This is a genomic window from Gluconacetobacter tumulicola (assembly GCF_014174215.1).
GTDB lineage: Bacteria > Pseudomonadota > Alphaproteobacteria > Acetobacterales > Acetobacteraceae > Gluconacetobacter > Gluconacetobacter tumulicola.
Genome location: NZ_JABEQL010000006.1, coordinates 39,627 through 60,558 on the forward strand (window position 1 = coordinate 39,627; position 20,932 = coordinate 60,558).

Genomic DNA, 20,932 nt, shown 5'->3' on the forward strand with positions numbered 1-20,932 from the left:
TGATGTGATGCGGGTCCGGGGCGATCCGCAGCCGAGGGAGGAACTCTTCGCTGATGGCTGTTCTCGAAACCTTCTATGACGTGATGCGGCGGCAGGGGATAACGCGCCGGTCGTTCGTCAAATATTGTTCGCTGACGGCGGCGGCGCTGGGGCTGGGGCCGGAGTTCGTGCCGCAGATCGCCCACGCCATGGAAACCAAGCCGCGCACGCCGGTCCTGTGGCTGCATGGGCTGGAATGCACCTGCTGCTCCGAAAGCTTCATCCGCGCCGCGCATCCGCTGGTCAAGGATGTGATCCTGTCCATGATCTCGCTGGATTACGACGACACGCTGATGGCGTCGGCCGGTCATCAGGCCGAGGCCATTCTCGACGAGGTGATGGAGAAATATCACGGTAACTACATCCTGGCCGTCGAGGGCAATCCGCCGCTTAACGAGGACGGGATGTACTGTATCATCGGCGGCAAGCCCTTTGTGGAGCAGCTGAAGCGCGTGGCCTCGGGCGCCAAGGCGATCATCTCCTGGGGGTCGTGCGCGTCCTATGGCTGCGTGCAGGCCGCGCGGCCGAACCCGACCCAGGCTACCCCGGTGCATAAGGTCATCCTGGACAAGCCGATCATCAAGGTGCCGGGCTGCCCGCCGATCGCCGAGGTCATGACCGGCGTCATCACCTATATGCAGACTTTCGACCGCCTGCCTGAACTCGACCGCCAGGGGCGGCCGAAGATGTTCTATTCGCAGCGCATCCACGACAAATGCTATCGCCGCCCGCATTTCGACGCCGGCCAGTACGTCGAGGCCTTCGACGACGAAGGCGCGCGCAAGGGCTATTGCCTCTACAAGGTCGGGTGCAAGGGGCCGACGACCTATAACGCGTGCTCCACCGTGCGCTGGAACGATGGCGTGTCCTTCCCCATCCAGTCGGGCCATGGCTGCATCGGCTGCTCCGAGGACGGGTTCTGGGACAAGGGGTCGTGGTACGCGCGGCTTCAGGATGTCAGCGGCTTCGGCATCGAGGCCAGCGCGGACAAGGTCGGCCTTGTCGCCGCGGGCGCCGTGGGCGCCGGACTTGCGGCGCATGCCGCCATCAGCGCGCTCAGCCGCGTCCGCTACAAGGGGGATGACGCTCAATGACCATCCAGACACCGAACGGCTTCAGCCTGGACAATGCCGGACGGCGCATCGTGGTGGATCCGATCACCCGCATCGAGGGGCATATGCGCGTCGAGGTCAATGTCGACGCGCAGAACGTCATCCGCAACGCGGTGTCCACCGGCACGATGTGGCGCGGGCTGGAAGTGATCCTGAAGGGACGCGATCCGCGTGACGCCTGGGCCTTCGTGGAACGCATCTGCGGCGTCTGCACCGGCTGCCACGCCCTGGCGTCGGTCCGCGCGGTGGAAGACGCGCTGGATATCCGCATCCCGACCAATGCCTTCCTGATCCGCCAGATCATGGCCAAGGTGCTGGCCTGGCACGATCACGTCGTGCATTTCTATCATCTGCACGCGCTGGACTGGGTCAATCCGGTCAACGCGCTGAAGGCCGATCCGCGCGCGACCTCGGCGTTGCAGCAATCAGTCTCGCCCGATCATCCCAAATCCTCGCCGGGTTATTTCCGCGACGTGCAGAACCGGCTGAAGAAGTTCGTGGAAAGCGGGCAACTGGGGATCTTCAAGAACGGATATTGGGACAACGCATCGTATCTGCTGCCGCCCGAGGCGGACCTGATGGCGGTGACCCATTATCTGGAGGCGCTCGATTTCCAGAAGGAAATCGTCAAGATCCACACCATCCTGGGTGGCAAGAACCCGCACCCCAACTACATGGTCGGCGGTGTGCCCTGCGCGATCAATATCGATGGCGACATGGCGGCCGGCGCGCCGCTGAACATGGAGCGCCTGAACTTCATCCAGCAGAAGATCCAGGACGCGTTTGAGTTTTCGAAGAACGTGTATCTGCCCGACGTGCTGGCCATCGCCAGCTATTACAAGGGCTGGCTGTATGGTGGCGGGCTGGCGGCCAGCAATCTGATGGATTACGGCGACTACCCCACCGTGCAGGGCGACAAATCGACCGACCGGCTGCCGGGCGGGGCGATCATCGGCGGCAACTGGAACGAGATCCACCCCGTCGATCCCCGCGACCCGCAGCAGGTGCAGGAATTCGTCACCCATAGCTGGTACGAATACGGCAAGGGGCGCGAGGATGTGGGCCTGCACCCCTGGGACGGCGTGACCGACCCGCATTACGCGCTGGGCGCCGGCGCCAAGGGCACGCGTACCAACATCGTCGAGGTCGACGAGAACGCCAAATATTCGTGGGTGAAGGCGCCCCGCTGGCGCGGTCATGCGTGCGAGGTCGGGCCGCTGGCCCGCTATATCCTGGCCTATGCCAAGGGCGTGCCGTACGTGAAGGCACAGGTCGATGACGCGCTGGGCCGCTTCAACAGCCTGGCGGGCACGGCGCTGACGCCGCAGCAGGCCCTGCCGACGACCATCGGCCGCACCCTGGCCCGTGCGCTGGAGGCCCATTACTGCGCCCAGCAGCTTCTGGACGATTACGACGCGCTGATCACCAACATCCGCAATGGCGACCTGGCGACCGCGAACGTGTCGAAATGGGACCCGTCCACCTGGCCGAAGGAAGCCAAGGGGGTTGGCATCGTCGCGGCACCCCGGGGCGGCCTGGGGCACTGGATCCGCATCCGCGACGGCCGGATCGAGAATTACCAGTGCGTGGTGCCCAGCACCTGGAACGGTGGCCCGCGCGACGCCAGGGGCAATATCGGCGCGTTCGAGGCGTCGCTGCTGGGCACGCCGATGAGCAACCCGGAACAGCCGGTGGAAATCCTGCGCACGCTGCATTCCTTCGACCCGTGCATGGCCTGTGCCACCCATGTGATGGCGCCCGACGGCGAGGAACTCGCCCGCGTCACCGTACGCTGAGGGGGCGGAACATGAGCGCACCGGATTCCGCCATCCTGACGGATGGCGACCTGAAGGGCACCAATCTGGACGGGCTGAAGGCCCGTCCGCTGCGGGCGCGCCGGCTGACCACGGTCTATGTCTATGAGGCCCCGGTCCGGCTGTGGCACTGGATGACGGCGGCATCGATCGTGGTGCTGGCCGTGACGGGGTACCTGATCGGCTCTCCCCCGCCCAGCCTGTCGGGCGAGGCCAGCAGCCATTTCCAGATGGGCTGGATCCGCTATCTGCATTTCGCCGCCGCGTGGATCTTTGCCGTGGGGTTCGGGGGCCGGGTGGCCTGGGCCTTCATGGGCAACGTCTATGCGCGCGAACTGTTCTTCATCCCCTTCTGGAAGCTGGAATACTGGAAGGAACTGCTGGATGAGGTGCTGGTCTACGCTTTCGTCAAGAAGCATGCGAAGACGGTGGTGGGGCATAACGCGCTGGCCCGCACGGCGCTGTTCTTCTGCTTCACGCTGACGGGCCTGTTCATGATCGTGACGGGATTCGCGCTCTATTCCGACGGCACAGGCATCGACAGCTGGGAGGGGCGCGTGTTCGGCTGGGTCATGCCCTGGCTGGGGGGGAACCTGTCGACGCATTTCCTGCACCACTGGGGCATGTGGGTGATCATCCTGTTCGTGATGATCCACGTCTATACGGTCTCGCGCGAGGATATCATGTCGCGTCAATCCCTGATCTCGGCAATGACCAACGGCTATCGCACCTTCCGGGACGATCGGCCTGACTGATCGGGATCTATCCAGTTCGGCTAGAATTGGAAGTTTGGCTTCCAAAAAACCCGTCATCACGGTTCCGTGATGACGGGTTTTGCTTTGGAAACGGTCATCGCATGACCAGCCTGGAAGTTGGCACGAAATCTGCTTCCCTTACTTTCCGTAAGGATTTGCCGCGCTGCACAGGCGGCCGGCGGCAGGAACGAAGGCAGGAACATCCGGATGACGGCCGAACAGGCAGCGGGACAGACGGGCGGCAGGGTGCTGGTGCTGGGAATCGGCAACATCCTGTGGGCGGACGAGGGGTTCGGGGTGCGCGTGGTGGAATATCTGGCCGCTCGCCACGATTTTCCTGCTCCGGTCGAACTGATGGATGGGGGCACGCAGGGGTTGTACCTGCTGCCGCATCTCGAGGACCTGGCCGGTCTGGTGATCGTCGACGCCATCGATTTCGGCCTGCCGCCCGCGACCCTGCACCAGGTGCATGGCGCGGACGTGCCCGCCACCATCGGCGCACGGAAGATGAGCCTGCACCAGACCGGGTTTCAGGAGGTTCTGGCGCTGCTGGATTTGCGGGGCCATGCGCCGCGCCGGGTTTCGCTGATCGGGGTGCAGCCGGTGACGATGCAGGATTATGGCGGCGGCCTGACGGAACGGGTTGCCGCCCAGGTGGCGCCTGCCGCCCAGGCGGTGCTGGACCTGCTGGCGCGCGAATATGGAGTCCGGCCCCTGCCGCTGGCGGGGCCGGCCGACATGGGCGCCGGACTGATGACCCCGGCGGTGGCCCGCGCGCCGTACGAGGCCGGCCGCCCCGACGAACAGGCGGCCTGCCGCCATGGCGACGAACGCCTGCTGGCGCGGCTGGGGGCGTAGGCGCATGTGCGTGGGGATTCCGATGACCGTGCGTGCGGTGCGCGGTGTCATGGCCGAGTGCGAGGCCGAACAGCCGGAGGGCCAGCCGGCACGCCGCGAGCAGGTGGATATCACGCTGGTGTCCGATGCGCGGCCCGGCGACGAACTGCTGGTGTTTCTGGGGCTGGCCCGCAGTCGGCTGGACGCGGAGGAAGCAAGCCGCATCCGCGCGGCGCTGGGGGCCCTGGCGGCGCTGGCCGCGCCCGGCCCGGATGCTGCCCGCGTGCAGGATGTGGTGGCGCGCGGCTTTGCCGACCTGTGCGACGCGCCGCCGCGCCTGCCCCCGCATCTTGAAGCGGCGCTGGCCGCCGGTCTGGAGGAAGCCTGATGTCTGTTCTGCAAGATTCGCCTCTGGTCGCGGGGCTGATCGACCGCCACGGCATGGCGCTGCTGCATGATGCGGCGGACGCGCCGCGCGGGCTGGTGCTGCTGTTCCTGCCCAGCCATGCGCGGCCGCACCTGGAAACGCCGGATATCGCTGCCGTGCTGCCCGATTTGCTGCGGGCCTGCGCGGGGCTGCTACCTTCGGGCGCCGGGCCTGTGGGCGCGGTGGCGGATGCTGTGCTGGAAGCGGCCCTGCGCGCTGAAATCGAGGATCTGTCCCTTCCGGCACTGGTGCTGCTGCATGACGGCCGGCCGGCGGGCGCCATTTCGCGCATGCGTGACTGGGACGAATATGGCCGTCGCCTGACGGCCTTGCTGGCCCCCTTTGCCCACTCCACCTTGACGGATCAACCGGCATGAGCGCGTCCTTTGCCCACCCCCCCATCGGCTTCGGCCCCGGCTCCGCCCCGCCCGAGGGCGAGGACGGGCTGCAATATCTGGCCATGCCGTCCGGGGTCAGCGTCTATGCCGCCCATCTGCCCGAGATCGACGACCCCGAGCGGGTGCGCCCGGCCCTGGCCTTTCTGGAGGGGTTGCGCGACATGGCGGGCCAGTGGGGGCCCGGCCGGTCCCTGCTGCTGAAGCGCGACGGGCTGGACGCGGCCAGCCGCGCTGTGGTGGATGATGCGCTGGGCGAGGGGGAGGTGTCGGTGCTGCTGGATGATGCGGCAGGACGGATCGAGGTGCAGGAAACGGTGTTCGCGGGCATCTGGACCCTGCGGGCCCTGTCGCCGGATGCTGCCCAGCCAGCGCGGGAGCAGATGGAAATCGGCGCCTTTCCCCGCGCCGTGCTGGCACGGGCCTTTCCGGCCCGGCCCGCCCCCGTGCCGGATATCGCTACGCTGGCGACCGGGGGCGTGGTGAACGCGCTCGCCATCCTGACCGAGCTTCTGGACCGCAGCGCGGCATGGCGGCCCGGTTGCGCCGCGCATGTCGTCAATCTCAGCCTGCTGCCCCATACGCCTGAGGATCTGGAACTGATCGCCAGCGTGCTGGGCCGGGGTGGCGTGACGATCCTGTCGCGCGGCTACGGCAATTGCCGGATCGAGGCGACGGCCACGCCGCATGTCTGGCGCGTGCGCTATTTCAATTCGATGGACACGCTGATCCTGGATACGATCGAGGTCGCCGAGGTGCCCGAGATCGCCTGCGCGGCCCCCGAAGACATCACGGATTCTGCCGCGCGTCTGGCCGAGATCTGTGCGGCCCTGGCCGGAGGCGACGCATGAACGGCGCGTTCCACGGTTTTGAAGGCTCGTATCTGGGCGATGCCGCGCGGCTGGCACCCGATGCGGTAATGGAATGCAAGATCTGCTGGTCGGTCTATGACCCGGCGCAGGGCTGCGAGACCTGGCAGGTGCCGCCGGGCACGCCCTTCGCGGCCCTGCCGGACCATTGGCGCTGCCCGACCTGCGACGGCGCGCGCGACCAGTTCATGGTCGTTCATGGCGCCGCCGCGTCCGGACCGGTCCGGCCCGTTGCCGCGCCCGCCACGCCGCCGCCCGAGGCCGGGCCGACGCCGGCCGCCCTGCTGGCGGCCCGGTTGGAGGAGGCATTTCGCGAGATCCATGTCGGGAAGATGCGGGGTATCCCCCTGCTGAACGAGGCCCTGGGCGTCCGGGCCGTGGGCTTTCGGGCCTATGATGGGCAGCTGCTGGGTGTGTTGGTCACGCCGTGGTTCATGAACCTGATCCTGGCGCCGGGCGCGGAGGATGACTGGTCGTCGTCGGCGTCGGGCGACAAGGAACTGATCGTCTTTCCGTCCGGCACTTACGAATTCACCGCCGTCAACCGGACGGTCCAGGCGCAGGGGGTGGATCTGCCGCCCTACAAGGCATGCGCGCTGTTTTCGCCGATGTTCGAATTTTCCACGATGTTGCAGGCTGTCGAGACGGCCGAGGCCACGTTACGCGGACTGCTGGACCCGACGCTGCACCCAGATTACGTGGCCCCGCCGCCCGTCGCTCCTGCGGCCGCGATGGGGCGGCGCGGATTGCTGTTCGGCACACCGCAGGAGGCGTCGCCGTCGGGCGCATGATCGGTCACCTCACTCTTTCGGGCGGTGCCGGGGGACGTCCCTGGCGGATTGCGCTCCAGGCGCCGGTCGCAGCCGGCCGGCTCTGCGTCGGCCTGACGCCCGCCGAGGCCATGGCCCGCGTGTCGGGGCTGTTCAGCCTGTGCGGTGCCGCGCATGGCATGGCCGCGGCCGGGGCGATGGGCCTGCGCGCCGGGGGAGGGGCCGCCGAGGCGGCAATGCGCGGGGAAATCCTGCGCGACCACGCCATTGCTCTGTTGCTGGACTGGCCCGGGCGGCTGGGCCTGCCGCCGGCGCGGGCGCTGCTGTCGCGCCTGATCGCGCGGCAGGAGGGGGATGCGGCGGCGCTGCATCGCGAGCTGACCGGCACCGATGCTGAGATCGGTGCGCTGGACCTCGTCGGCTTGTGTGACTGGCTGGATCTGGGGCGGGACGCTGCGGCACCTGTCCTGCCGCGTGTCCTGGCACGGTTGCGGGATGTTGCGCCCGCCGGCTGGGGCCGTGCCGACCTGATGGCGCTTGCGGCCGCTGATATCGGGGCGGCGCTGGACGGCCGGATCGATGCCGCGCGGGACGCGGGAATCCTGGCGGATCATCTGGACCGTCCCGTCCTGCGCGCGCTGGTCGCGCGCGACGGGGTGTCGCTGTTCGCGCGGATGCTGGCGCGCGTGCTGGACCTGCTGGCGTGCCTGGGCGCGCCGGGGGCCGACCTGTTCGCCCGGTCGCGCCGCCTGGCCGCGTCGTGCGCGCCGGGTGTCGGCATCGCGCGGGCGGCGCGCGGCATCCTGGCGCATCGCGCCGTGGTGCGCGACGGACGGGTGGTGGAGTACACGGTCCTGTCGCCGACCGTCTGGCATGCCGCGCCCGGGGGGCTAATGGAGCGGATCGCGGCAGCCCTGCCGGTGGACCTGCGGCGGCCGGTGCTGACTTGCATGATGCTGTCCGCGGTCAACCCCTGTATCCCCGTGACGGTGGCGGAGGACTAGGCCGGATGCACGAGATGTCGCTATGTGAAAGCCTTGTCGATGTGATCGAGGATTCCGCCCGGCGAGAGCATTTCACCCGCGTACGGCGGGTACGGCTGGAAGTCGGGCGCTTTGCGGGGGTGGAACTGTCGGCCATGCGCTTCGGCTTCGACGCCGTCACGCGCGGCACGGTGGCCGAGGGCGCGGAACTGGAGATCCTGGAGGTTCCGGGCGCGGCGTGGTGTTTCGACTGTTGCGACACCGTCAGCCTGGACAACCGGCTGGACCCGTGCCCCCGCTGCGGCGGCGTGCGGCTTCAGCCCTCGGGCGGGATGGAAATCAGGATCAGGGATATGGAGGTAGTCTGATGTGCACGACATGCGGATGCGCCGGCGACGGGGCCACGATCGACGCGGCCGACGGCCATAGCCACGACCATGCACACGACCATAGTCACGATCACGGACATGGGCATGACCACGGCCATGCCCACGGGCACGCCGACGGTCTGCTGGATTACGGGGCCGGTCCGGCGCGTGCGCATGCGCCCGGCCTGTCGCAGGCCCGCATGGTCGAGATCGAACGCAGCATCCTGTCGAAGAATGACGGGTTTGCCGCCGCTAACCGCGCGCGCCTGGCGCGTGACGGCGTGCTGGCGCTGAACCTTCTGGCGGGGCCGGGCGCGGGCAAGACCACGCTGCTGGTGGAGACACTGCGCCGGATCGATGGCGCCATGCCCGCCGCGGTGATCGAAGGCGACCAGCAGACCAGCAACGATGCCGAGCGCATCCGCGCGACCGGCGTGGCCGCCGTGCAGGTCAATACCGGCAAGGGCTGCCATCTGGACGCGCATATGGTCGGCCATGCGATGGAGCACCTGCACCTTGCGGCTGGCGGTGTGCTGTTCGTGGAGAATGTCGGCAATCTGGTGTGTCCCGCCGCGTTCGACCTGGGCGAGCACCACCGCGTCACGCTGCTGTCCGTGACCGAGGGCGAGGACAAGCCCCTTAAATATCCGGATATCTTCCAGGATGCCGACCTCGTCCTGCTGACCAAGACCGACCTTCTGCCCTATCTGGATGTCGACATGGCAACCCTGGAGGCCAATGTGGCGCGTGTGGCACTCACCGCGCGGGTGCTGCGCGTTTCCACCCGTACCGGCGAAGGGATGGCGGACTGGCTGGACTGGCTGTCGGCACGGCGCCGTGCGTGGCTGGACGGCCTGGCCACCGAGGCCGAGGCTCGCGCGGCCCTGCTGCGCGCGGCGGAGTAGCCGGGGCGTGAGCATTCCGCCGTCTATCCTCGTCATCGACGACGAACCGCGTTCGGTCGAGGTCATGGCTCGTATCCTGCGCGAGGAATTCGATGTCCATGTCGCCTCGGGCGCGGCGGAGGCACGGGGCATTCTCGAAGCCAACTGGATCCAGGCAATCTTCTGCGACCAGCGGATGCCCGGCATGACGGGCGTGCAGTTTCTCTCCGAGGTTCGCGACCGTTGGCCCGATATCGTGCGGATGATCGTCACCGGCTATACCGAGCCTGACGACATGATCGACGCGATCAACGCGGCGGGCATCTATCAGTACATCACCAAGCCATGGCACCCGGACCAGTTGTTGCTGGCGGCGCGCAACGCCACGCATCTGTTCGCGATGCAGCGCGACTACGAACGCCTGTCGCTGGAACTGCGCCTGGCGCCTCCAGTGGCCGAGGGGCGGCTGGTGCGGCAGCGCGAACGCGTGCGCGGCAGTTATCATTTCGAATCCATCATCCGCACGCCGGCCAGTCCGCTGAACGAGACCTGCCGCCAGGCGGCCAAGGCGGCGGCGTTCGATATCCCCGTGCTGATCCAGGGGGAAACCGGCACCGGCAAGGAGTTGATGGCGCGCGCGCTGCATTACGCCAGCCAGCGCGACACCGGTGCGTTCGTCGCCGTCAATTGCGGCGCCATCCCGGACGAATTGCTGGAATCCGAGTTGTTCGGCCACAGGAAGGGGGCCTTTACCGGGGCGCATGCCAACCGGCGCGGACTGGTGGAGGAGGCCGATGGTGGGACGCTGTTCCTTGACGAGATCGGCGACATCTCGCCCGCATTTCAGGTCAAACTGCTGCGTTTCCTGCAGGAAGGCGAATTCCGGTCGCTGGGCACCAACGAGACGACGCGGGTGGATGTGCGCGTCCTGGCTGCGACCCATCGCGACCTGCGCGAGGAGGTGCGGGCCGGGCGGTTCCGCGAGGATCTGTATTTCCGCCTGTCGGCCATGGTCCTGACGATTCCGCCGCTGCGTGACCGGCCGGACGATGTGCGCGTGCTGGCCAACCATCTGCTGGATGGCGCCTGCCTGCGCCACGGCCGCCATGTCCGGGGCTTCACGCCCGACACCATGGCCGCGCTGATCCACCATGACTGGCCCGGCAATGTCCGCGAATTGCAGAACGAGGTCCTGCGCATGCTGGTGCTGGCCGAACAGGATACGCTGGGCGTGGCGTTGCTGTCGCCGGGCGTGCGCGCGACCGGAGCCGACGACGGCGTGCGGCAAGGCGCGGGGCAGATGGAGAGCATTCCGCACAGCGGCCCCCTGCAACAGCGCATGGAGGTGCTGGAAGCGCAGATCCTGATGGAAACCATCGTGCGCTGCGGCTGGAACAAGAGCCTGACCGCGCGCGAACTGGGTCTGTCGCGCGTCGGCCTGCGGGCGAAGCTGGATCGGTATGGAATCGTGCCGAATGCCGGACAACGGACAATACAGTAAGGGAATTACGCAATGTGTCTGGGCATTCCCGGTCAGGTGACGGCCATTCTCGACGAGGAATCGGCGATGGCCGAGGTCGAGATCTCGGGCGTCAGGCGCGCGGTCAACGTCCTGTGCGTAGCCGAGACGGGGCATCCGCTGTCGTCATTGCTGGGGACATGGGTGCTGGTGCATGTCGGTTTCGCCATGAGCCGGATCGAGGAGGACGAAGCCCGCGAAACGCTGCGCCTTCTGGCCGAAATCGGCGAACTGGACAGCGAGCTTGCGACAATGCGCGCCAGCGCCCAGGCTCCGACACGCGATCATGAATAAACGCCTGGATTTCCAGAGGGCGATGCGCTTTGGCGGGTTTCAGGACGGAGCCCTGAGGGTCGGGAATAACCGATGAGATTTGTCGACGAATTCCGCGATCCTGAACTGGCAGATCGCCTTTTTTCCGAAATCGCCCGTGTCGCCGAACGGATCGGCCGGACGCGAACGCGCCCGGTGACGGTCATGGAGGTCTGCGGCGGCCATACGCATACGATCTTCCGCTACGCCCTGGAAACGCGGATGCCGGAGAACGTCGAATTCGCGCATGGCCCGGGCTGCCCGGTCTGCGTGCTGCCGATGGGGCGTATAGACGACGCCATTGCGATCGCGCGGCGGCCCGAGGTGATCTTCACGACGTTCGGCGACGCGATGCGGGTGCCCGGCGCGCAGGGTACGCTGTTGCAGGCGCGCGCTGCCGGGGCGGATGTGCGGATGGTCTATTCGCCGCTGGACGCGCTGGCGCTGGCACGGGCCAATCCGGAGCGGCAGGTGGTGTTCTTCGCCCTGGGGTTCGAGACCACGGCACCGTCGACCGCGCTGACCGTGCTGCGCGCGGCGGCAGAGGGGATTGGGAATTTCTCGATCATGTGCCAGCATATCACCATCATCCCGACGCTGCGTGCCCTGCTGTCGCAGGATGATTTCAGGGTGGACGGATTTATTGGCCCCGGCCACGTCTCGATGGTGATCGGTACCCGGCCCTACGATTTCATTGCCTCAGAATTCCATCGTCCGCTGGTGGTGGCGGGGTTCGAGCCGCTGGATATCCTGCAATCGCTGCTGATGGTGCTGCGCCAGGTCGATGCCTGCACGGCGCGGATCGAAAACCAGTATGCCCGCGTGGTGTACGCAGACGGTAATCCGGCCGCGATGGCGGCGATCGACCGGGTCTATGAAACGCGGCCGGCCTGCGAGTGGCGGGGCCTGGGCACCATCGCGGGATCGGGGCTGAGCCTGCGGCCCGCATGGCGCGCCTTCGATGCCGAGCAGCGGTTCGCCGTCACACCGCATCATGTGGCCGATCCGGGGGCCTGCCGCTGCGGCGATGTGCTGACGGGGCGTATCCGCCCGACGCAGTGCCCGGCGTTCGGCACAAGCTGCACGCCGGATTGTCCGTCCGGCGCGCTGATGGTTTCGTCCGAGGGCGCGTGCGCGGCCTATTATCAGTATCAGGGCCAGAAAGGCGCGGCATGAGCGACCATACTATTCCGGGCGTCGGCGCCGACGGGCGGATCACCCTGGCCCATGGCGGCGGCGGGACGGCGATGCGTGCATTGATCGACGGCGTGTTCCTGCGCGCCTTCTCGGACAATCCCGCGGCACCGCAGGAAGATCAGGCACGCTTTGCCATGGCCGACCTGGCTGCGCTGGGTGACCGTCTGGCCTTCACGACCGATTCTTTCGTAGTCGATCCGCTGGAGTTTCCCGGCGGCGACATCGGGACGCTGGCGGTCTGCGGCACGGTGAACGACCTGGCGGTCGGCGGGGCACGGCCGGTGGCGCTGTCGGCGGCCTTCATCCTGGCCGAAGGGCTGGATCTGGCGGTGGTGCGACGTATTGCGGCCTCGATGGCGGCATGCGCCCGGGCGGCGGGGGTGCGGATCGTGACCGGCGACACCAAGGTGGTACCGCGCGGCGCGTGCGACGGGTTGTTCGTCACCACGACCGGGATCGGGGTGATCCGGCCTGGATGCGCCATCAGCATCGCCTCCGGCCGCCCCGGCGATGTGGTGATCGTGAACGGTACGCTGGGCGATCATGGGGCCGCGATCCTGTGCGCGCGCGGCGACCTGGCGCTGGATGTCACCCTTGGCAGCGACTGCGCGCCCCTGAACGGGCTGACCGAGGCTCTGCTGGACGCGGTACCGGATGTGCGCTGCATGCGCGACGCCACCCGGGGCGGCCTGGCCGGGGTGCTGACCGAACTGGCCGAGGCCAGCCTTGTTACCGTACGGATCGACGAAGCCGCGTTGCCGGTCCGGCCCGAGGTCGCCGGCGTGTGCGAGATCCTGGGCCTGGACCCGCTCTATCTGGCCAACGAGGGCAAGCTGGCTGCCGTGGTACCGGCCGCTGCCGCCGATGTTGCCCTGGCGGCAATGCGGGCGCATCCGCTGGGGCGGGACGCCGCGGTCATCGGCCGCCTGGAGACCGCCGCGTCGGGACGGAGCGCGGTGCATCTGGCCAACCGGTTCGGCGGACAGCGCGTGGTGAGCATGCCATCGGGCGAACAATTGCCGCGAATCTGCTGATATGGGATCTGCCGACATGAACGCCCGGCCGTCCGCCGTCGCGCCTGGGACGATGCGTGCGCTGCTGGTGGGGCTGGCCGTGGTCAATATCGCGGCCTGGAACTGGGCCGAGTACGCGCTGGGCGGCCAGCCCGTGCTGATGGCGTCGGCCCTGCTGGCATGGTCGTTCGGCCTGCGTCATGCGATGGACGCGGATCATATCGCGGCTATCGACGTGGTGACGCGCAAGCTGATGACGCAGGGACGACGGCCGCTATGGGTGGGGTTGTCGTTCTCGCTGGGGCATTCCAGCGTCGTTGTCCTGGCGACGCTGCTGCTGGCGATCCTGCCGGCACGGGGGTGGCTGGACCGTTGGCACCTGATCGGCGGCATGGTGGGGTCGGTGGTCTCGATCGCCTTCCTGCTGGCCATGGCCCTGGTCAATACCGATGTGGCGCTGGCCCAGTGGCGGGTCTTGAGCGCGCGTGGCGTGGAGAGCGCTGGGCCGTCCGTGCCGGGCGGGATGCTGGCGCGGCTGTTCCATCCGGCCTTTCGCCTGGTCAACCGGGGGTGGCAGATGTACCCTCTGGGTTTCCTGTTCGGGCTGGGTTTCGACACCGCCACGGAAATCGGCCTGCTGGGATTGACGGCGACCCACGCCGCGCACGGGCTGGGCATAGCGGGCATCATGGTCTTTCCATTGCTGTTCACGGCGGGAATGGCGCTTGTGGACAGTATCGAGGCCATGCTGATGATCCGTGCCTTCGGGTGGAGCGCACGGTCCGGGCGGCGGCGCATGATCTATAACCTGGTCGTCACCATGGCCTCGGTCATGGCCGCCGTCGTCGTCGGGCTGGTCGAGGCCGTGCAGATGCTGGATAACGACGAAGCCACCCCTGCCGGGCTTGCGGTGCGGGCGGCCCGGGCGCTTGGCGATCATTTTCCGGTGGTGGGGCTGGGCATTGCCGCCCTGTTCCTGGCGATCTGGGTGGTGTCCGCCGGGCTGGACCGGTTTGTCCCCGATCGCGCAGGGACCTTGCCGCCTCGGCCGACGGAACCGCGCCCGTGAAGGCCGTCCCCTCATGTCCGTCGCGCTAGGCCAGAAAGTCGGCCAACGCCAGGGGCCGGCTCATGGGCTGGTGATGACGGCGCGCATGCGCGAAACCCTGCGTGTCCTGCACATGTCGCAGGTCGATCTCGAACGCTTCATCGTTGCCCAGGTCGATGGCAACCCTCTGCTGGAACGCTTCGATCCGCCAGCCTTTGCGGCCGAAGGGCCGATGCGCGCCGAGGCATGGGGGCCGGACGATGCCACACTGCGCGTACAGGCCGGCCCCATGAGCATCCGCGAACGGCTGCTGCGGCAAATGATGCGGGCGATGCCCGATGGCACTGACCGGCGGATTGGCGCGACGCTGATCGACGAACTGGACGCATCGGGGCGGCTGACGGCCGACAGGGCGGATCTGGCCCGCCGCCTGGATGTCGCACAGGAGCGGATCGAGGCGGTCCGTCAGCGGTTGATGCGTTTCGACCCGGTCGGGGTGGCGGCGGTGTCGCTGGCGGAATGCTTCGCAGTGCAGTTGCAGGAGCAAAACAGGTTCGACCCCGCCATGGCGGCGCTGTTGGCGAACCTGGACATGCTGGCGCGGCGCGACATGACGCGGCTGCGCGCGGTATGCGGCGTGGACGCGGACGACCTGGCAGACATGATCGCCGAATTGCGCGCGCTGAACCCGCGGCCATGGATCGAGGACCTGGCCGAGCCCGTCCGGACGCGCATCCCCGACCTGATCGTGCGCTATGGCGAGAACAGTACCTGGTGCCTGGTGGCGGGGCAGGATCCGTCCGATACGGTCGGCCTCAACATGTCCCTGGCGGAACGGCTGGGGGGGCTGCGCCGCGAGGACGAGCGCAGGCGTGTCGCGGGCTGGCTGTCCGGCGCACGCTGGCTGGTGCATGCACTGGCGCGGCGCCAGCGCAGCCTGATGGTGGTGGGCGAACATATCCTGTTCAGGCAGGCCGATTTCATGATGCGTGGGCCGGAGGCCTTGCGCCCGCTGACGATGCGGCGTGTCGCCGAGGATTTGCGCCTGCATGACAGTACGATCAGCCGGATCGTGGCCAACAAGCATGTCGCCACGCCGTTCGGTCTGTTTCCTCTCAAATTCTTTTTTTCGGCGGTCGTCGAAGGAACGAATAACGAAGTGCGTTCCGCCGAGGCAGCCCGAGCCCATATCCGTCGCCTGATTCGGAACGAAACCGCCGATCTGGTGATGTCGGACGAGCGGATCGTCCAGGCGCTCCATCGGCTCGGTTTCGTTCTGTCACGTCGGACGGTTGTCAAATACCGGGAGGGATTGGGGATCGGCTCGTCATTCGAACGGCGAAGAATATACCGGTCGGCAGAGAAAACCGGGACAGTTCGGCGGACTTCCCGCACGCCATCCGGTAGGGCGGTGCCGCTCCTCACCTGATATCGAGACGTGATCGCAAGGACTGGATAACGACCGTTATATCGACAGGTTTGAGAAATACGCCCGAGATTCCGAGTTCATGAAACCCGACCGCGCCCGTCAGTGCGTCGGACGCCGTACTGACGATGTAGAATGGTATCGTACTGCCCTGCGCACGCAGCCGTTCCCCCAACCGGCTCCCGGCATCGACGGTTTCCAGCATCAGGTCCGCCAGGATCGCGTCCGGCGCGATGCGCAGCGCAGTGCGTTCGCCCTCCTGACCGGTCGCGGCTTCGTCGACGCTGAAACCCGCTTCCTCCAGCGCGCTGCGCAGTGTGCCTCTGCCAAGCGGGTCTGAATCGACCAGGAGGATAGTCCGGCGAAGGGAGCCGAGGCCGATAGTCATGGTTCCGTCCCCGTGTCTCGCAAGCGCCTGGTCAGCATCGCGAGGGCGTCCGCGAGGTTCTCCGCCGCCTGGGGTGTCAACGCTTCGGAAAATGCGAAATTGTAGCCCCGGATGGCCAAAAGGAAGGCGCGGTGCGTGCGACTGAAATAATCGCGCGCGATGCCCAGAACTGCGTGTGGAGACAGGACGTGGCTGGTAAAGCCGATTTCGGTCGCCGGATGAATTTCGTCGACGGTATAAGGATCGATCCCGGACATCGTCGCGTCGACGAACCAGATGACGTCATGTTCGGCAATGTCCGCCGCGTCCTCGATCGCCAACTGGTAGGGATCGCTGGTGGTGACCGACGGAAGGGCCATCCGGGCGATCGCGGCCGCCGCCGCGGGGCCCAGACCGTCATCTCCACGACCCGGATTGCCGATGCCGAGGATCAGGATGCGGGCGGTCAATGCCGGGTTCCGGTGGCAATGACCGTGCCCTCGGCGTCCTCCAGCGTCGCGATCAGCGGCATCTGTCCCAGCGCGTGAGTGGCACAGGACAGGCATGGATCATAGGCGCGGATCGCGACCTCGATATGGTTCAGAAGCTCTTCGGTAATCTCGCGGCCGGTCAGGTATTCCACGGCGACCTGGCGGATCGAGCGGTTGATGGCCTCGTTGTTGTGGGTGGTCGCCACGATCAGGTTGGCGCGCGTCACCCGATCGTCGTCATCGACCTCGTAATGATGGAACAGGCTGCCGCGCGGCGCTTCGAGGATCGAGATCCCCACGGGGCGGCGCGTTCCCGTGACGACCAGGTCCGTGCCCTGCAGGTCGTCGTCATATAGAAGGGCCCGGATCGTTTCGGTACAATGGATCATGCAGATCAGCCGTGCCCAGTGATAGGCAAGCGTTGCGTGGACCCGTCCGCCGCCGGCCTGCGCCATGAAATCCTGCCGTGCCTTCTTGTTTAGTCCCGGGATTTGATAGTGCGGATTTTGTATGAATCGTGATGGTTCTTTTTCCCACTGCTGGCAAATGAATTCATATGGAGTGAGGCCTCGCAGCGTTTTGAGCCTTCGGGCGAAATTGTAGGCAGCGACGAAATCGGTGAGGTGCTGGCGCAACTGGTCATGCGTTTCGTAGTAGAAGCGCTTGACTGTTGCCTCCTTGATTGTGCGGTTCATGCGTTCGACCTGACCATTCGTCCATGGATGTCGAGGCTTTGTCAGACGATGCTCGATATTGAGATCAGCACAGGACAGTTCAAAAGAATGGCAACGGAACAGGACGCCGTCGGCCCGCATGGCCTTGATATCTTCCGGTGTCCATCCATTGCCAGCCGGATCGGTGAAATGTGTGCCGTTATCAGTCAGCACGGTGTGGATGCGATAGGGGACTGCAACGGCCAGGGCGCGCAGGAAGTCACCGGCGACGCGACGTGTTGCTTTCTCGTGCAGTTGGGCGAAAGCAAATTTCGACGTCCGGTAGATCGCCACAAAGAGATAAAGGCGCCCCATTTCGGTGCGGACTTCAGCGATATCGATATGAAAATAGCCGATCGGACAGGTCTTGAACTTCGATCGTTTCGGCTTGTCGCCTTCGGTATCGGGCAGGCGCGAGGTGCCGTGGCGCTGAAGGCAGCGATGCAGCGAAGAGCGCTTCAAATGCGGGATCGTCGCCTGTAGCGCGTAAAGGCAGTCGTCCAAGGGTAATAACGTATGGCGGCGGAACGCCAAGACGATGGCTTCCTCCTCAATCGATAGGACCATCGAAAGAGGAGCCTTCGGGCCAGTGCGCCGATCCGCCGTATCGGGCCGCCCCTTCCATTTGGCGACCGTCTTCGGGTTGATCCCGTAGCGTTTCGCCAAAGCCCTCAGGCTCTCCTGACTATGTTGTATCGCTCGACGGACTGCCGCTGTCGTCGTCGCGCTCCCGTGGTGAACCTAGCCCATAGCGCTTCATGCCACTCTCGTGAAAATAATGCACCATCAAATCCCGGGACTAAACATCCGCTGAGATGCGGATCATGTCGACCACATCGAGCAGCGCATGGTGTTCGGCATCGAGGGCGCGCAGGTCGTCCGTGCTCAACCTGCCGCGTTGTCCGCGTCTCCGGATTGGTCCTTTCAACGCGCGCAAGGCATTCAGGATAACGGCTATGTCGATGGCTTCCTGGAGCAGCGCACCCTCTACCGGGACGATATAGCCGAAGGAGGCGGCGGCAATCATGGCGGCCGTCGACAGACCCATGCCGGCATAGACGCCCTGCAAGGCAATTGCCCGGGACCGGTGGGCGATACGGACCGCATTGACCAGACGGTCGAGGTGATCCACGAGGATGACGATGTCCGCGACTTCCGAGGATGCCGCAGCACCACGCGCGCCCATGGCGACGCCGAGGTCGGCCGCCGCCAATGCTGGCGCGTCGTTGACGCCATCGCCTGTCATCAGCACGGGACCGTTGGTTTTTTCGGCCTCGACAATCGCGGTCTTGTCCTGCGGTTTCAAGCCGCTGATCACGGCATCGACTCCCAGGAAAACGGCAACGCTGGCTGCCAGATCGGCCCGGTCGCCCGGTGGCGAGTACGATGCGTCGTACCCCGGCGTCGCGCAATTGTCGCAAGACGGTACCGGCCTCGGGTCGAATCTGGTCTGCCAGCAGAAACGCCCCGGCGACATGCTCGTCGATCCCGACCACGACCGCGACCGTCCCGTCCCGTCGGATCCAGCTCTCGATTTCGCCGGAGAAGGACGAGGCGTCCGTCCGGGTTTTCACGTAGTCCCAGCCACCGATAGCCATCGCGTGCCGGCCGACATGCCCCGTGACGCCAGCTCCGAATTGTTCTCGAACGTCCTGGGGTGTTTCAAGCAGTAGATCGCGTTCCCGCGTCGCCGCAACCAGGGCCTGGGCCACGACATGGTGCGAACTCTGGTCCAGGGATGCCGAGAGCCGCCGCAGTTCGAGCGGATCGAGACCCTTGGCCGATCTGGTTTCGAGAAGGCGCGCGCGGCCGTCGGTGATGGTGCCGGTCGCTGGTCAGGGCGGATTCATCCAGGACGGCCATGCCCTGGGTGACCACGCCATCCACGGGCACGATCTCGCCCCGGCGCACCAGAATCCTGTCTCCGGGCATCAGGTCGGCGAGGGGGACATCCCGAATCTGCCCGTCGGAATGTCGGGCGGCATTTCGCTGCATGCGGTCCAGCAGCGCCGTCATTTCGCGCCGCGCCCTTGTCTGGGCAAAATCCTCCAGCGCCTGACCGCCCGTAAACATCAGGGCGACGATGATGCCGGTCAGATGCGCGCCGAGAACAAGCGCCCCGGTCATGGCCAGGACCGCCGTGGTTCCACCGATCCATAGCCATGCGGCTCCGCGCGGCTGACCGATTATCCGGGCGCCAATGCCTGCGACCAGAACGGTCAGGACTGTGAGCAGGAGGAGGGTTTTAAGGGATTACTCCCAAGACACGGGATGGCTCGTTCTTTGCGCCTGTGGGTTCATGGTCCGGACACTCCAGCCGCCCGGTCTTCAAGGGGACGGCAGACCGACATGGGGCGTGCTGCCGGTCCGTCCACCTCCTGTCCTTGTGACGCGGCGGCGTTTCCGGCCGGTTTCGAACCGACCGAAATTATTCCTCGCATGACCGACTTGTGGATGATCCACGATGTGCTCATGTCTTTTATGAAGCAGGCATTGCACTGGGGCGATCGGTGAATGAGCGTCGTGGGTTCGGCAAGGAGGCGGAATTATGGATGGCTATAGTATCGAGGGCGGTTCGGGCTGTGGCAGCGACCGCGAAAGACGGATCGAACTTCTGATCCGACGTCTGCCCCTGGCGCTGCAGCCGACCGTTCGCTGGTTGCGTCGGCCGGCCGCGCGTTGGGTGCGCATTCCCACGGGCATCCTGCTGATAGCGGGCAGTGTGCTTGCCCTGCTGCCGGTCTTTGGGCTCTGGATGCTGCCGCTCGGGCTGTTGTTTCTGGTCGAGGACCCGCCGCCCGTGCGTCGCCTCACCGGTCGGCTTCTATGCTGGATCGAAGCGCGGCATCCCCAGTGGATGGGCCTTTCGCCCCCCCCATTGAACTCCTCGTGATGTGCAACATGCTGCTCAGCCGTTCCGCCGCGATCCGTCCCGACGGATCGACAGCCTTGGAGAGGAATATGGTCTCAGACATGCCGGACCGCCTCATATATTGGCCTTATTATCGGATCATGTGTGAGGCAACGTGCCTACGGCATGGATTCTGATTGGGTGTGTTCTGGCATCTTTATCCTTGTCATGTGCGAGGCGCGATATCTCGCGGGCCAGCAATTGCAAGTATCGTTGATTGTCTTGTCCGGCAACCATGGAATCCAAAAAAGCCCGTTCTATTACGCAGAACTGGGCTTTCTTTTGTTTTCGTGTTCCGTGATCTGATCAAATCAATCTCCGCTTCTTCCAGCGGGTTCATGGGCCGCCTGTGCCGCGGAAGAGCAGGAACAGCGCGATGATGATTACGATGATCGGCAACAGGCCTAGCCCGTTGAACCCCGTGCTTCGCGGGCCGCCATACCAGCCGGAGCGAATGCCGTAACCGCCGCCGCCGATGGCGAAGAGGATGAGGATGATCACGAGAAGGGTCAGCATCGTGGGGACTCCGGGAGTGGTTGTCCTGATAACGCTTCATGGTTCGGATTGTTCACGCGCCACATGAATGACTCTTCGGGCGCGCGCATGCGTGGTTTGGCCGTGAAAAACCTGATCGAGACCCAGAGCTTCAGACCCTGATGGGTTCGGGCAAAGTCCGATCTGT

Annotated in this window: 24 protein-coding genes and 2 pseudogenes; 18 read left to right on the forward strand and 8 right to left on the reverse strand. The window is 66.0% G+C overall.

The features are described 5' to 3' along the window. Window positions 1–53: 53 nt before the first annotated feature. The 17 genes from HLH29_RS06170 to rpoN all read left to right on the forward strand — a co-directional run bounded on the left by HLH29_RS06170 (window position 54) and on the right by rpoN (window position 15,771). A complete protein-coding gene (locus HLH29_RS06170; protein ID WP_182965080.1) occupies window positions 54–1,133 on the forward strand; it encodes a hydrogenase small subunit in 1,080 nt (359 codons plus the stop codon). Beyond that, entirely contained in the window at window positions 1,130–2,947 is a 1,818-nt protein-coding gene (locus HLH29_RS06175; RefSeq protein ID WP_182965081.1) for a nickel-dependent hydrogenase large subunit, read from the forward strand. Before HLH29_RS06170 ends, HLH29_RS06175 begins: the two co-directional genes overlap by 4 nt. An 11-nt stretch (window positions 2,948–2,958) precedes the next feature. Continuing rightward, entirely contained in the window at window positions 2,959–3,720 is a 762-nt protein-coding gene (gene cybH, locus HLH29_RS06180; RefSeq protein ID WP_182965082.1) for a Ni/Fe-hydrogenase, b-type cytochrome subunit, read from the forward strand. 207 nt (window positions 3,721–3,927) lie between these two features. Further along, on the forward strand, window positions 3,928–4,578 hold the full coding sequence (locus tag HLH29_RS06185) for a HyaD/HybD family hydrogenase maturation endopeptidase (RefSeq protein WP_182965083.1): 651 nt from the start codon (window positions 3,928–3,930) through the stop codon (window positions 4,576–4,578). 4 nt (window positions 4,579–4,582) lie between these two features. Next, complete coding sequence (locus HLH29_RS06190; protein ID WP_182965208.1) at window positions 4,583–4,945, forward strand: HypC/HybG/HupF family hydrogenase formation chaperone; 363 nt, start codon at window positions 4,583–4,585, stop codon at window positions 4,943–4,945. Beyond that, window positions 4,945–5,361 (forward strand): thioredoxin domain-containing protein, encoded by a 417-nt coding sequence (locus tag HLH29_RS06195; protein ID WP_182965084.1) that lies wholly within the window; start codon window positions 4,945–4,947, stop codon window positions 5,359–5,361. Before HLH29_RS06190 ends, HLH29_RS06195 begins: the two co-directional genes overlap by 1 nt. After that, a complete protein-coding gene (locus tag HLH29_RS06200; protein ID WP_182965085.1) occupies window positions 5,358–6,230 on the forward strand; it encodes a hydrogenase expression/formation protein in 873 nt (290 codons plus the stop codon). Before HLH29_RS06195 ends, HLH29_RS06200 begins: the two co-directional genes overlap by 4 nt. Next, window positions 6,227–7,039 carry a [NiFe]-hydrogenase assembly chaperone HybE gene (gene hybE, locus HLH29_RS06205; RefSeq protein ID WP_182965086.1) on the forward strand — a complete coding sequence of 271 codons (813 nt, stop codon included), beginning with the start codon at window positions 6,227–6,229 and terminating at the stop codon, window positions 7,037–7,039. Before HLH29_RS06200 ends, hybE begins: the two co-directional genes overlap by 4 nt. Further along, on the forward strand, window positions 7,036–8,022 hold the full coding sequence (locus HLH29_RS06210; protein WP_182965087.1) for a nickel-dependent hydrogenase large subunit: 987 nt from the start codon (window positions 7,036–7,038) through the stop codon (window positions 8,020–8,022). The genes hybE and HLH29_RS06210 overlap by 4 nt, the downstream gene beginning before the upstream one ends. A 5-nt stretch (window positions 8,023–8,027) precedes the next feature. Then, window positions 8,028–8,369, forward strand: coding sequence for a hydrogenase maturation nickel metallochaperone HypA (gene hypA, locus HLH29_RS06215; protein ID WP_182965088.1), 342 nt, complete (start codon window positions 8,028–8,030; stop codon window positions 8,367–8,369). After that, window positions 8,369–9,274 (forward strand): hydrogenase nickel incorporation protein HypB, encoded by a 906-nt coding sequence (gene hypB, locus HLH29_RS06220; protein ID WP_182965089.1) that lies wholly within the window; start codon window positions 8,369–8,371, stop codon window positions 9,272–9,274. The genes hypA and hypB overlap by 1 nt, the downstream gene beginning before the upstream one ends. 7 nt (window positions 9,275–9,281) lie before the next feature. Beyond that, entirely contained in the window at window positions 9,282–10,754 is a 1,473-nt protein-coding gene (locus tag HLH29_RS06225) for a sigma 54-interacting transcriptional regulator (protein WP_182965090.1), read from the forward strand. Between the two features lie 12 nt (window positions 10,755–10,766). Further along, window positions 10,767–11,066, forward strand: a complete 300-nt coding sequence (locus tag HLH29_RS06230) for a HypC/HybG/HupF family hydrogenase formation chaperone (protein WP_182965091.1) — start codon at window positions 10,767–10,769, stop codon at window positions 11,064–11,066. A 72-nt stretch (window positions 11,067–11,138) separates the two neighbouring features. Beyond that, a complete protein-coding gene (gene hypD / locus HLH29_RS06235) occupies window positions 11,139–12,260 on the forward strand; it encodes a hydrogenase formation protein HypD (protein WP_182965092.1) in 1,122 nt (373 codons plus the stop codon). Further along, complete coding sequence (hypE, locus tag HLH29_RS06240; RefSeq protein ID WP_182965093.1) at window positions 12,257–13,315, forward strand: hydrogenase expression/formation protein HypE; 1,059 nt, start codon at window positions 12,257–12,259, stop codon at window positions 13,313–13,315. Before hypD ends, hypE begins: the two co-directional genes overlap by 4 nt. A 16-nt stretch (window positions 13,316–13,331) precedes the next feature. Further along, window positions 13,332–14,363, forward strand: coding sequence for a HoxN/HupN/NixA family nickel/cobalt transporter (locus HLH29_RS06245; protein ID WP_182965094.1), 1,032 nt, complete (start codon window positions 13,332–13,334; stop codon window positions 14,361–14,363). A 13-nt stretch (window positions 14,364–14,376) separates the two neighbouring features. Next, window positions 14,377–15,771, forward strand: coding sequence for an RNA polymerase factor sigma-54 (gene rpoN, locus HLH29_RS06250; RefSeq protein ID WP_182965095.1), 1,395 nt, complete (start codon window positions 14,377–14,379; stop codon window positions 15,769–15,771). On the opposite strand, the gene HLH29_RS06255 is transcribed toward rpoN, so the two are convergent. The 7 genes and pseudogenes from HLH29_RS06255 to HLH29_RS20040 form a co-directional block, all read right to left on the reverse strand. Then, the gene (locus HLH29_RS06255) at window positions 15,764–16,156 is read right to left on the reverse strand and encodes a response regulator transcription factor (protein WP_182965096.1); all 393 of its coding nucleotides are present in this window, start codon (window positions 16,154–16,156) and stop codon (window positions 15,764–15,766) included. The genes rpoN and HLH29_RS06255 overlap by 8 nt on opposite strands. Further along, a complete protein-coding gene (locus HLH29_RS06260) occupies window positions 16,153–16,605 on the reverse strand; it encodes a hydrogenase maturation protease (protein WP_220791397.1) in 453 nt (150 codons plus the stop codon). Before HLH29_RS06260 ends, HLH29_RS06255 begins: the two co-directional genes overlap by 4 nt. Then, on the reverse strand, window positions 16,602–17,081 hold the full coding sequence (locus HLH29_RS19425) for a nickel-dependent hydrogenase large subunit (protein WP_220791404.1): 480 nt from the start codon (window positions 17,079–17,081) through the stop codon (window positions 16,602–16,604). The genes HLH29_RS06260 and HLH29_RS19425 overlap by 4 nt, the downstream gene beginning before the upstream one ends. A 21-nt stretch (window positions 17,082–17,102) precedes the next feature. Continuing rightward, window positions 17,103–18,035: pseudogene (locus HLH29_RS06265) on the reverse strand (IS481 family transposase); the annotation flags it as partial. Between the two features lie 103 nt (window positions 18,036–18,138). Continuing rightward, window positions 18,139–18,816 (reverse strand): HAD-IC family P-type ATPase, encoded by a 678-nt coding sequence (locus tag HLH29_RS19430; RefSeq protein ID WP_220791398.1) that lies wholly within the window; start codon window positions 18,814–18,816, stop codon window positions 18,139–18,141. Next, window positions 18,764–19,108 (reverse strand): annotated as a pseudogene (locus HLH29_RS20035) (hypothetical protein); the annotation flags it as partial. The pseudogene HLH29_RS20035 and the gene HLH29_RS19430, both read right to left, overlap by 53 nt. Further along, the gene (locus tag HLH29_RS20040; RefSeq protein WP_408871946.1) at window positions 19,002–19,466 is read right to left on the reverse strand and encodes a P-type ATPase; all 465 of its coding nucleotides are present in this window, start codon (window positions 19,464–19,466) and stop codon (window positions 19,002–19,004) included. The gene HLH29_RS20040 and the pseudogene HLH29_RS20035, both read right to left, overlap by 107 nt. Before the next feature lie 421 nt (window positions 19,467–19,887). Between HLH29_RS20040 and HLH29_RS06275 the strand changes: the two genes are divergently transcribed. Next, a complete protein-coding gene (locus tag HLH29_RS06275) occupies window positions 19,888–20,232 on the forward strand; it encodes a hypothetical protein (RefSeq protein WP_182965098.1) in 345 nt (114 codons plus the stop codon). Between the two features lie 354 nt (window positions 20,233–20,586). Here the strand turns inward: HLH29_RS06275 and HLH29_RS06280 are convergent, their stop codons facing one another. Continuing rightward, window positions 20,587–20,766: a hypothetical protein gene (locus HLH29_RS06280; protein ID WP_182965099.1), complete on the reverse strand. Its 180-nt coding sequence runs from the start codon at window positions 20,764–20,766 to the stop codon at window positions 20,587–20,589. Between the last annotated feature and the right edge of the window lie 166 nt (window positions 20,767–20,932).

What these genes read in the sequence shown, in the direction of transcription:
- HLH29_RS06195 (WP_182965084.1), top strand. Translation starts at nt 4,945, where the DNA reads ATGTCTGTTCTGCAAGATTCGCCTCTGGTCGCGGGGCTGATCGACCGC.
- cybH (WP_182965082.1), top strand. Translation starts at nt 2,959, where the DNA reads ATGAGCGCACCGGATTCCGCCATCCTGACGGATGGCGACCTGAAGGGC.
- rpoN (WP_182965095.1), top strand. Translation starts at nt 14,377, where the DNA reads ATGTCCGTCGCGCTAGGCCAGAAAGTCGGCCAACGCCAGGGGCCGGCT.
- hypA (WP_182965088.1), top strand. Translation starts at nt 8,028, where the DNA reads ATGCACGAGATGTCGCTATGTGAAAGCCTTGTCGATGTGATCGAGGAT.
- HLH29_RS19430 (WP_220791398.1), bottom strand. Translation starts at nt 18,816, where the DNA reads ATGTCGCCGGGGCGTTTCTGCTGGCAGACCAGATTCGACCCGAGGCCG.
- HLH29_RS06185 (WP_182965083.1), top strand. Translation starts at nt 3,928, where the DNA reads ATGACGGCCGAACAGGCAGCGGGACAGACGGGCGGCAGGGTGCTGGTG.
- HLH29_RS06245 (WP_182965094.1), top strand. Translation starts at nt 13,332, where the DNA reads ATGAACGCCCGGCCGTCCGCCGTCGCGCCTGGGACGATGCGTGCGCTG.
- hypD (WP_182965092.1), top strand. Translation starts at nt 11,139, where the DNA reads ATGAGATTTGTCGACGAATTCCGCGATCCTGAACTGGCAGATCGCCTT.
- HLH29_RS06280 (WP_182965099.1), bottom strand. Translation starts at nt 20,766, where the DNA reads ATGCTGACCCTTCTCGTGATCATCCTCATCCTCTTCGCCATCGGCGGC.
- HLH29_RS19425 (WP_220791404.1), bottom strand. Translation starts at nt 17,081, where the DNA reads ATGGCGCAGGCCGGCGGCGGACGGGTCCACGCAACGCTTGCCTATCAC.
- HLH29_RS06170 (WP_182965080.1), top strand. Translation starts at nt 54, where the DNA reads ATGGCTGTTCTCGAAACCTTCTATGACGTGATGCGGCGGCAGGGGATA.
- HLH29_RS06190 (WP_182965208.1), top strand. Translation starts at nt 4,583, where the DNA reads ATGTGCGTGGGGATTCCGATGACCGTGCGTGCGGTGCGCGGTGTCATG.
- HLH29_RS06255 (WP_182965096.1), bottom strand. Translation starts at nt 16,156, where the DNA reads ATGACTATCGGCCTCGGCTCCCTTCGCCGGACTATCCTCCTGGTCGAT.
- hypE (WP_182965093.1), top strand. Translation starts at nt 12,257, where the DNA reads ATGAGCGACCATACTATTCCGGGCGTCGGCGCCGACGGGCGGATCACC.
- HLH29_RS06275 (WP_182965098.1), top strand. Translation starts at nt 19,888, where the DNA reads ATGGATGGCTATAGTATCGAGGGCGGTTCGGGCTGTGGCAGCGACCGC.
- HLH29_RS20040 (WP_408871946.1), bottom strand. Translation starts at nt 19,466, where the DNA reads ATGACCGGGGCGCTTGTTCTCGGCGCGCATCTGACCGGCATCATCGTC.
- HLH29_RS06175 (WP_182965081.1), top strand. Translation starts at nt 1,130, where the DNA reads ATGACCATCCAGACACCGAACGGCTTCAGCCTGGACAATGCCGGACGG.
- HLH29_RS06230 (WP_182965091.1), top strand. Translation starts at nt 10,767, where the DNA reads ATGTGTCTGGGCATTCCCGGTCAGGTGACGGCCATTCTCGACGAGGAA.
- hybE (WP_182965086.1), top strand. Translation starts at nt 6,227, where the DNA reads ATGAACGGCGCGTTCCACGGTTTTGAAGGCTCGTATCTGGGCGATGCC.
- HLH29_RS06210 (WP_182965087.1), top strand. Translation starts at nt 7,036, where the DNA reads ATGATCGGTCACCTCACTCTTTCGGGCGGTGCCGGGGGACGTCCCTGG.
- HLH29_RS06200 (WP_182965085.1), top strand. Translation starts at nt 5,358, where the DNA reads ATGAGCGCGTCCTTTGCCCACCCCCCCATCGGCTTCGGCCCCGGCTCC.
- hypB (WP_182965089.1), top strand. Translation starts at nt 8,369, where the DNA reads ATGTGCACGACATGCGGATGCGCCGGCGACGGGGCCACGATCGACGCG.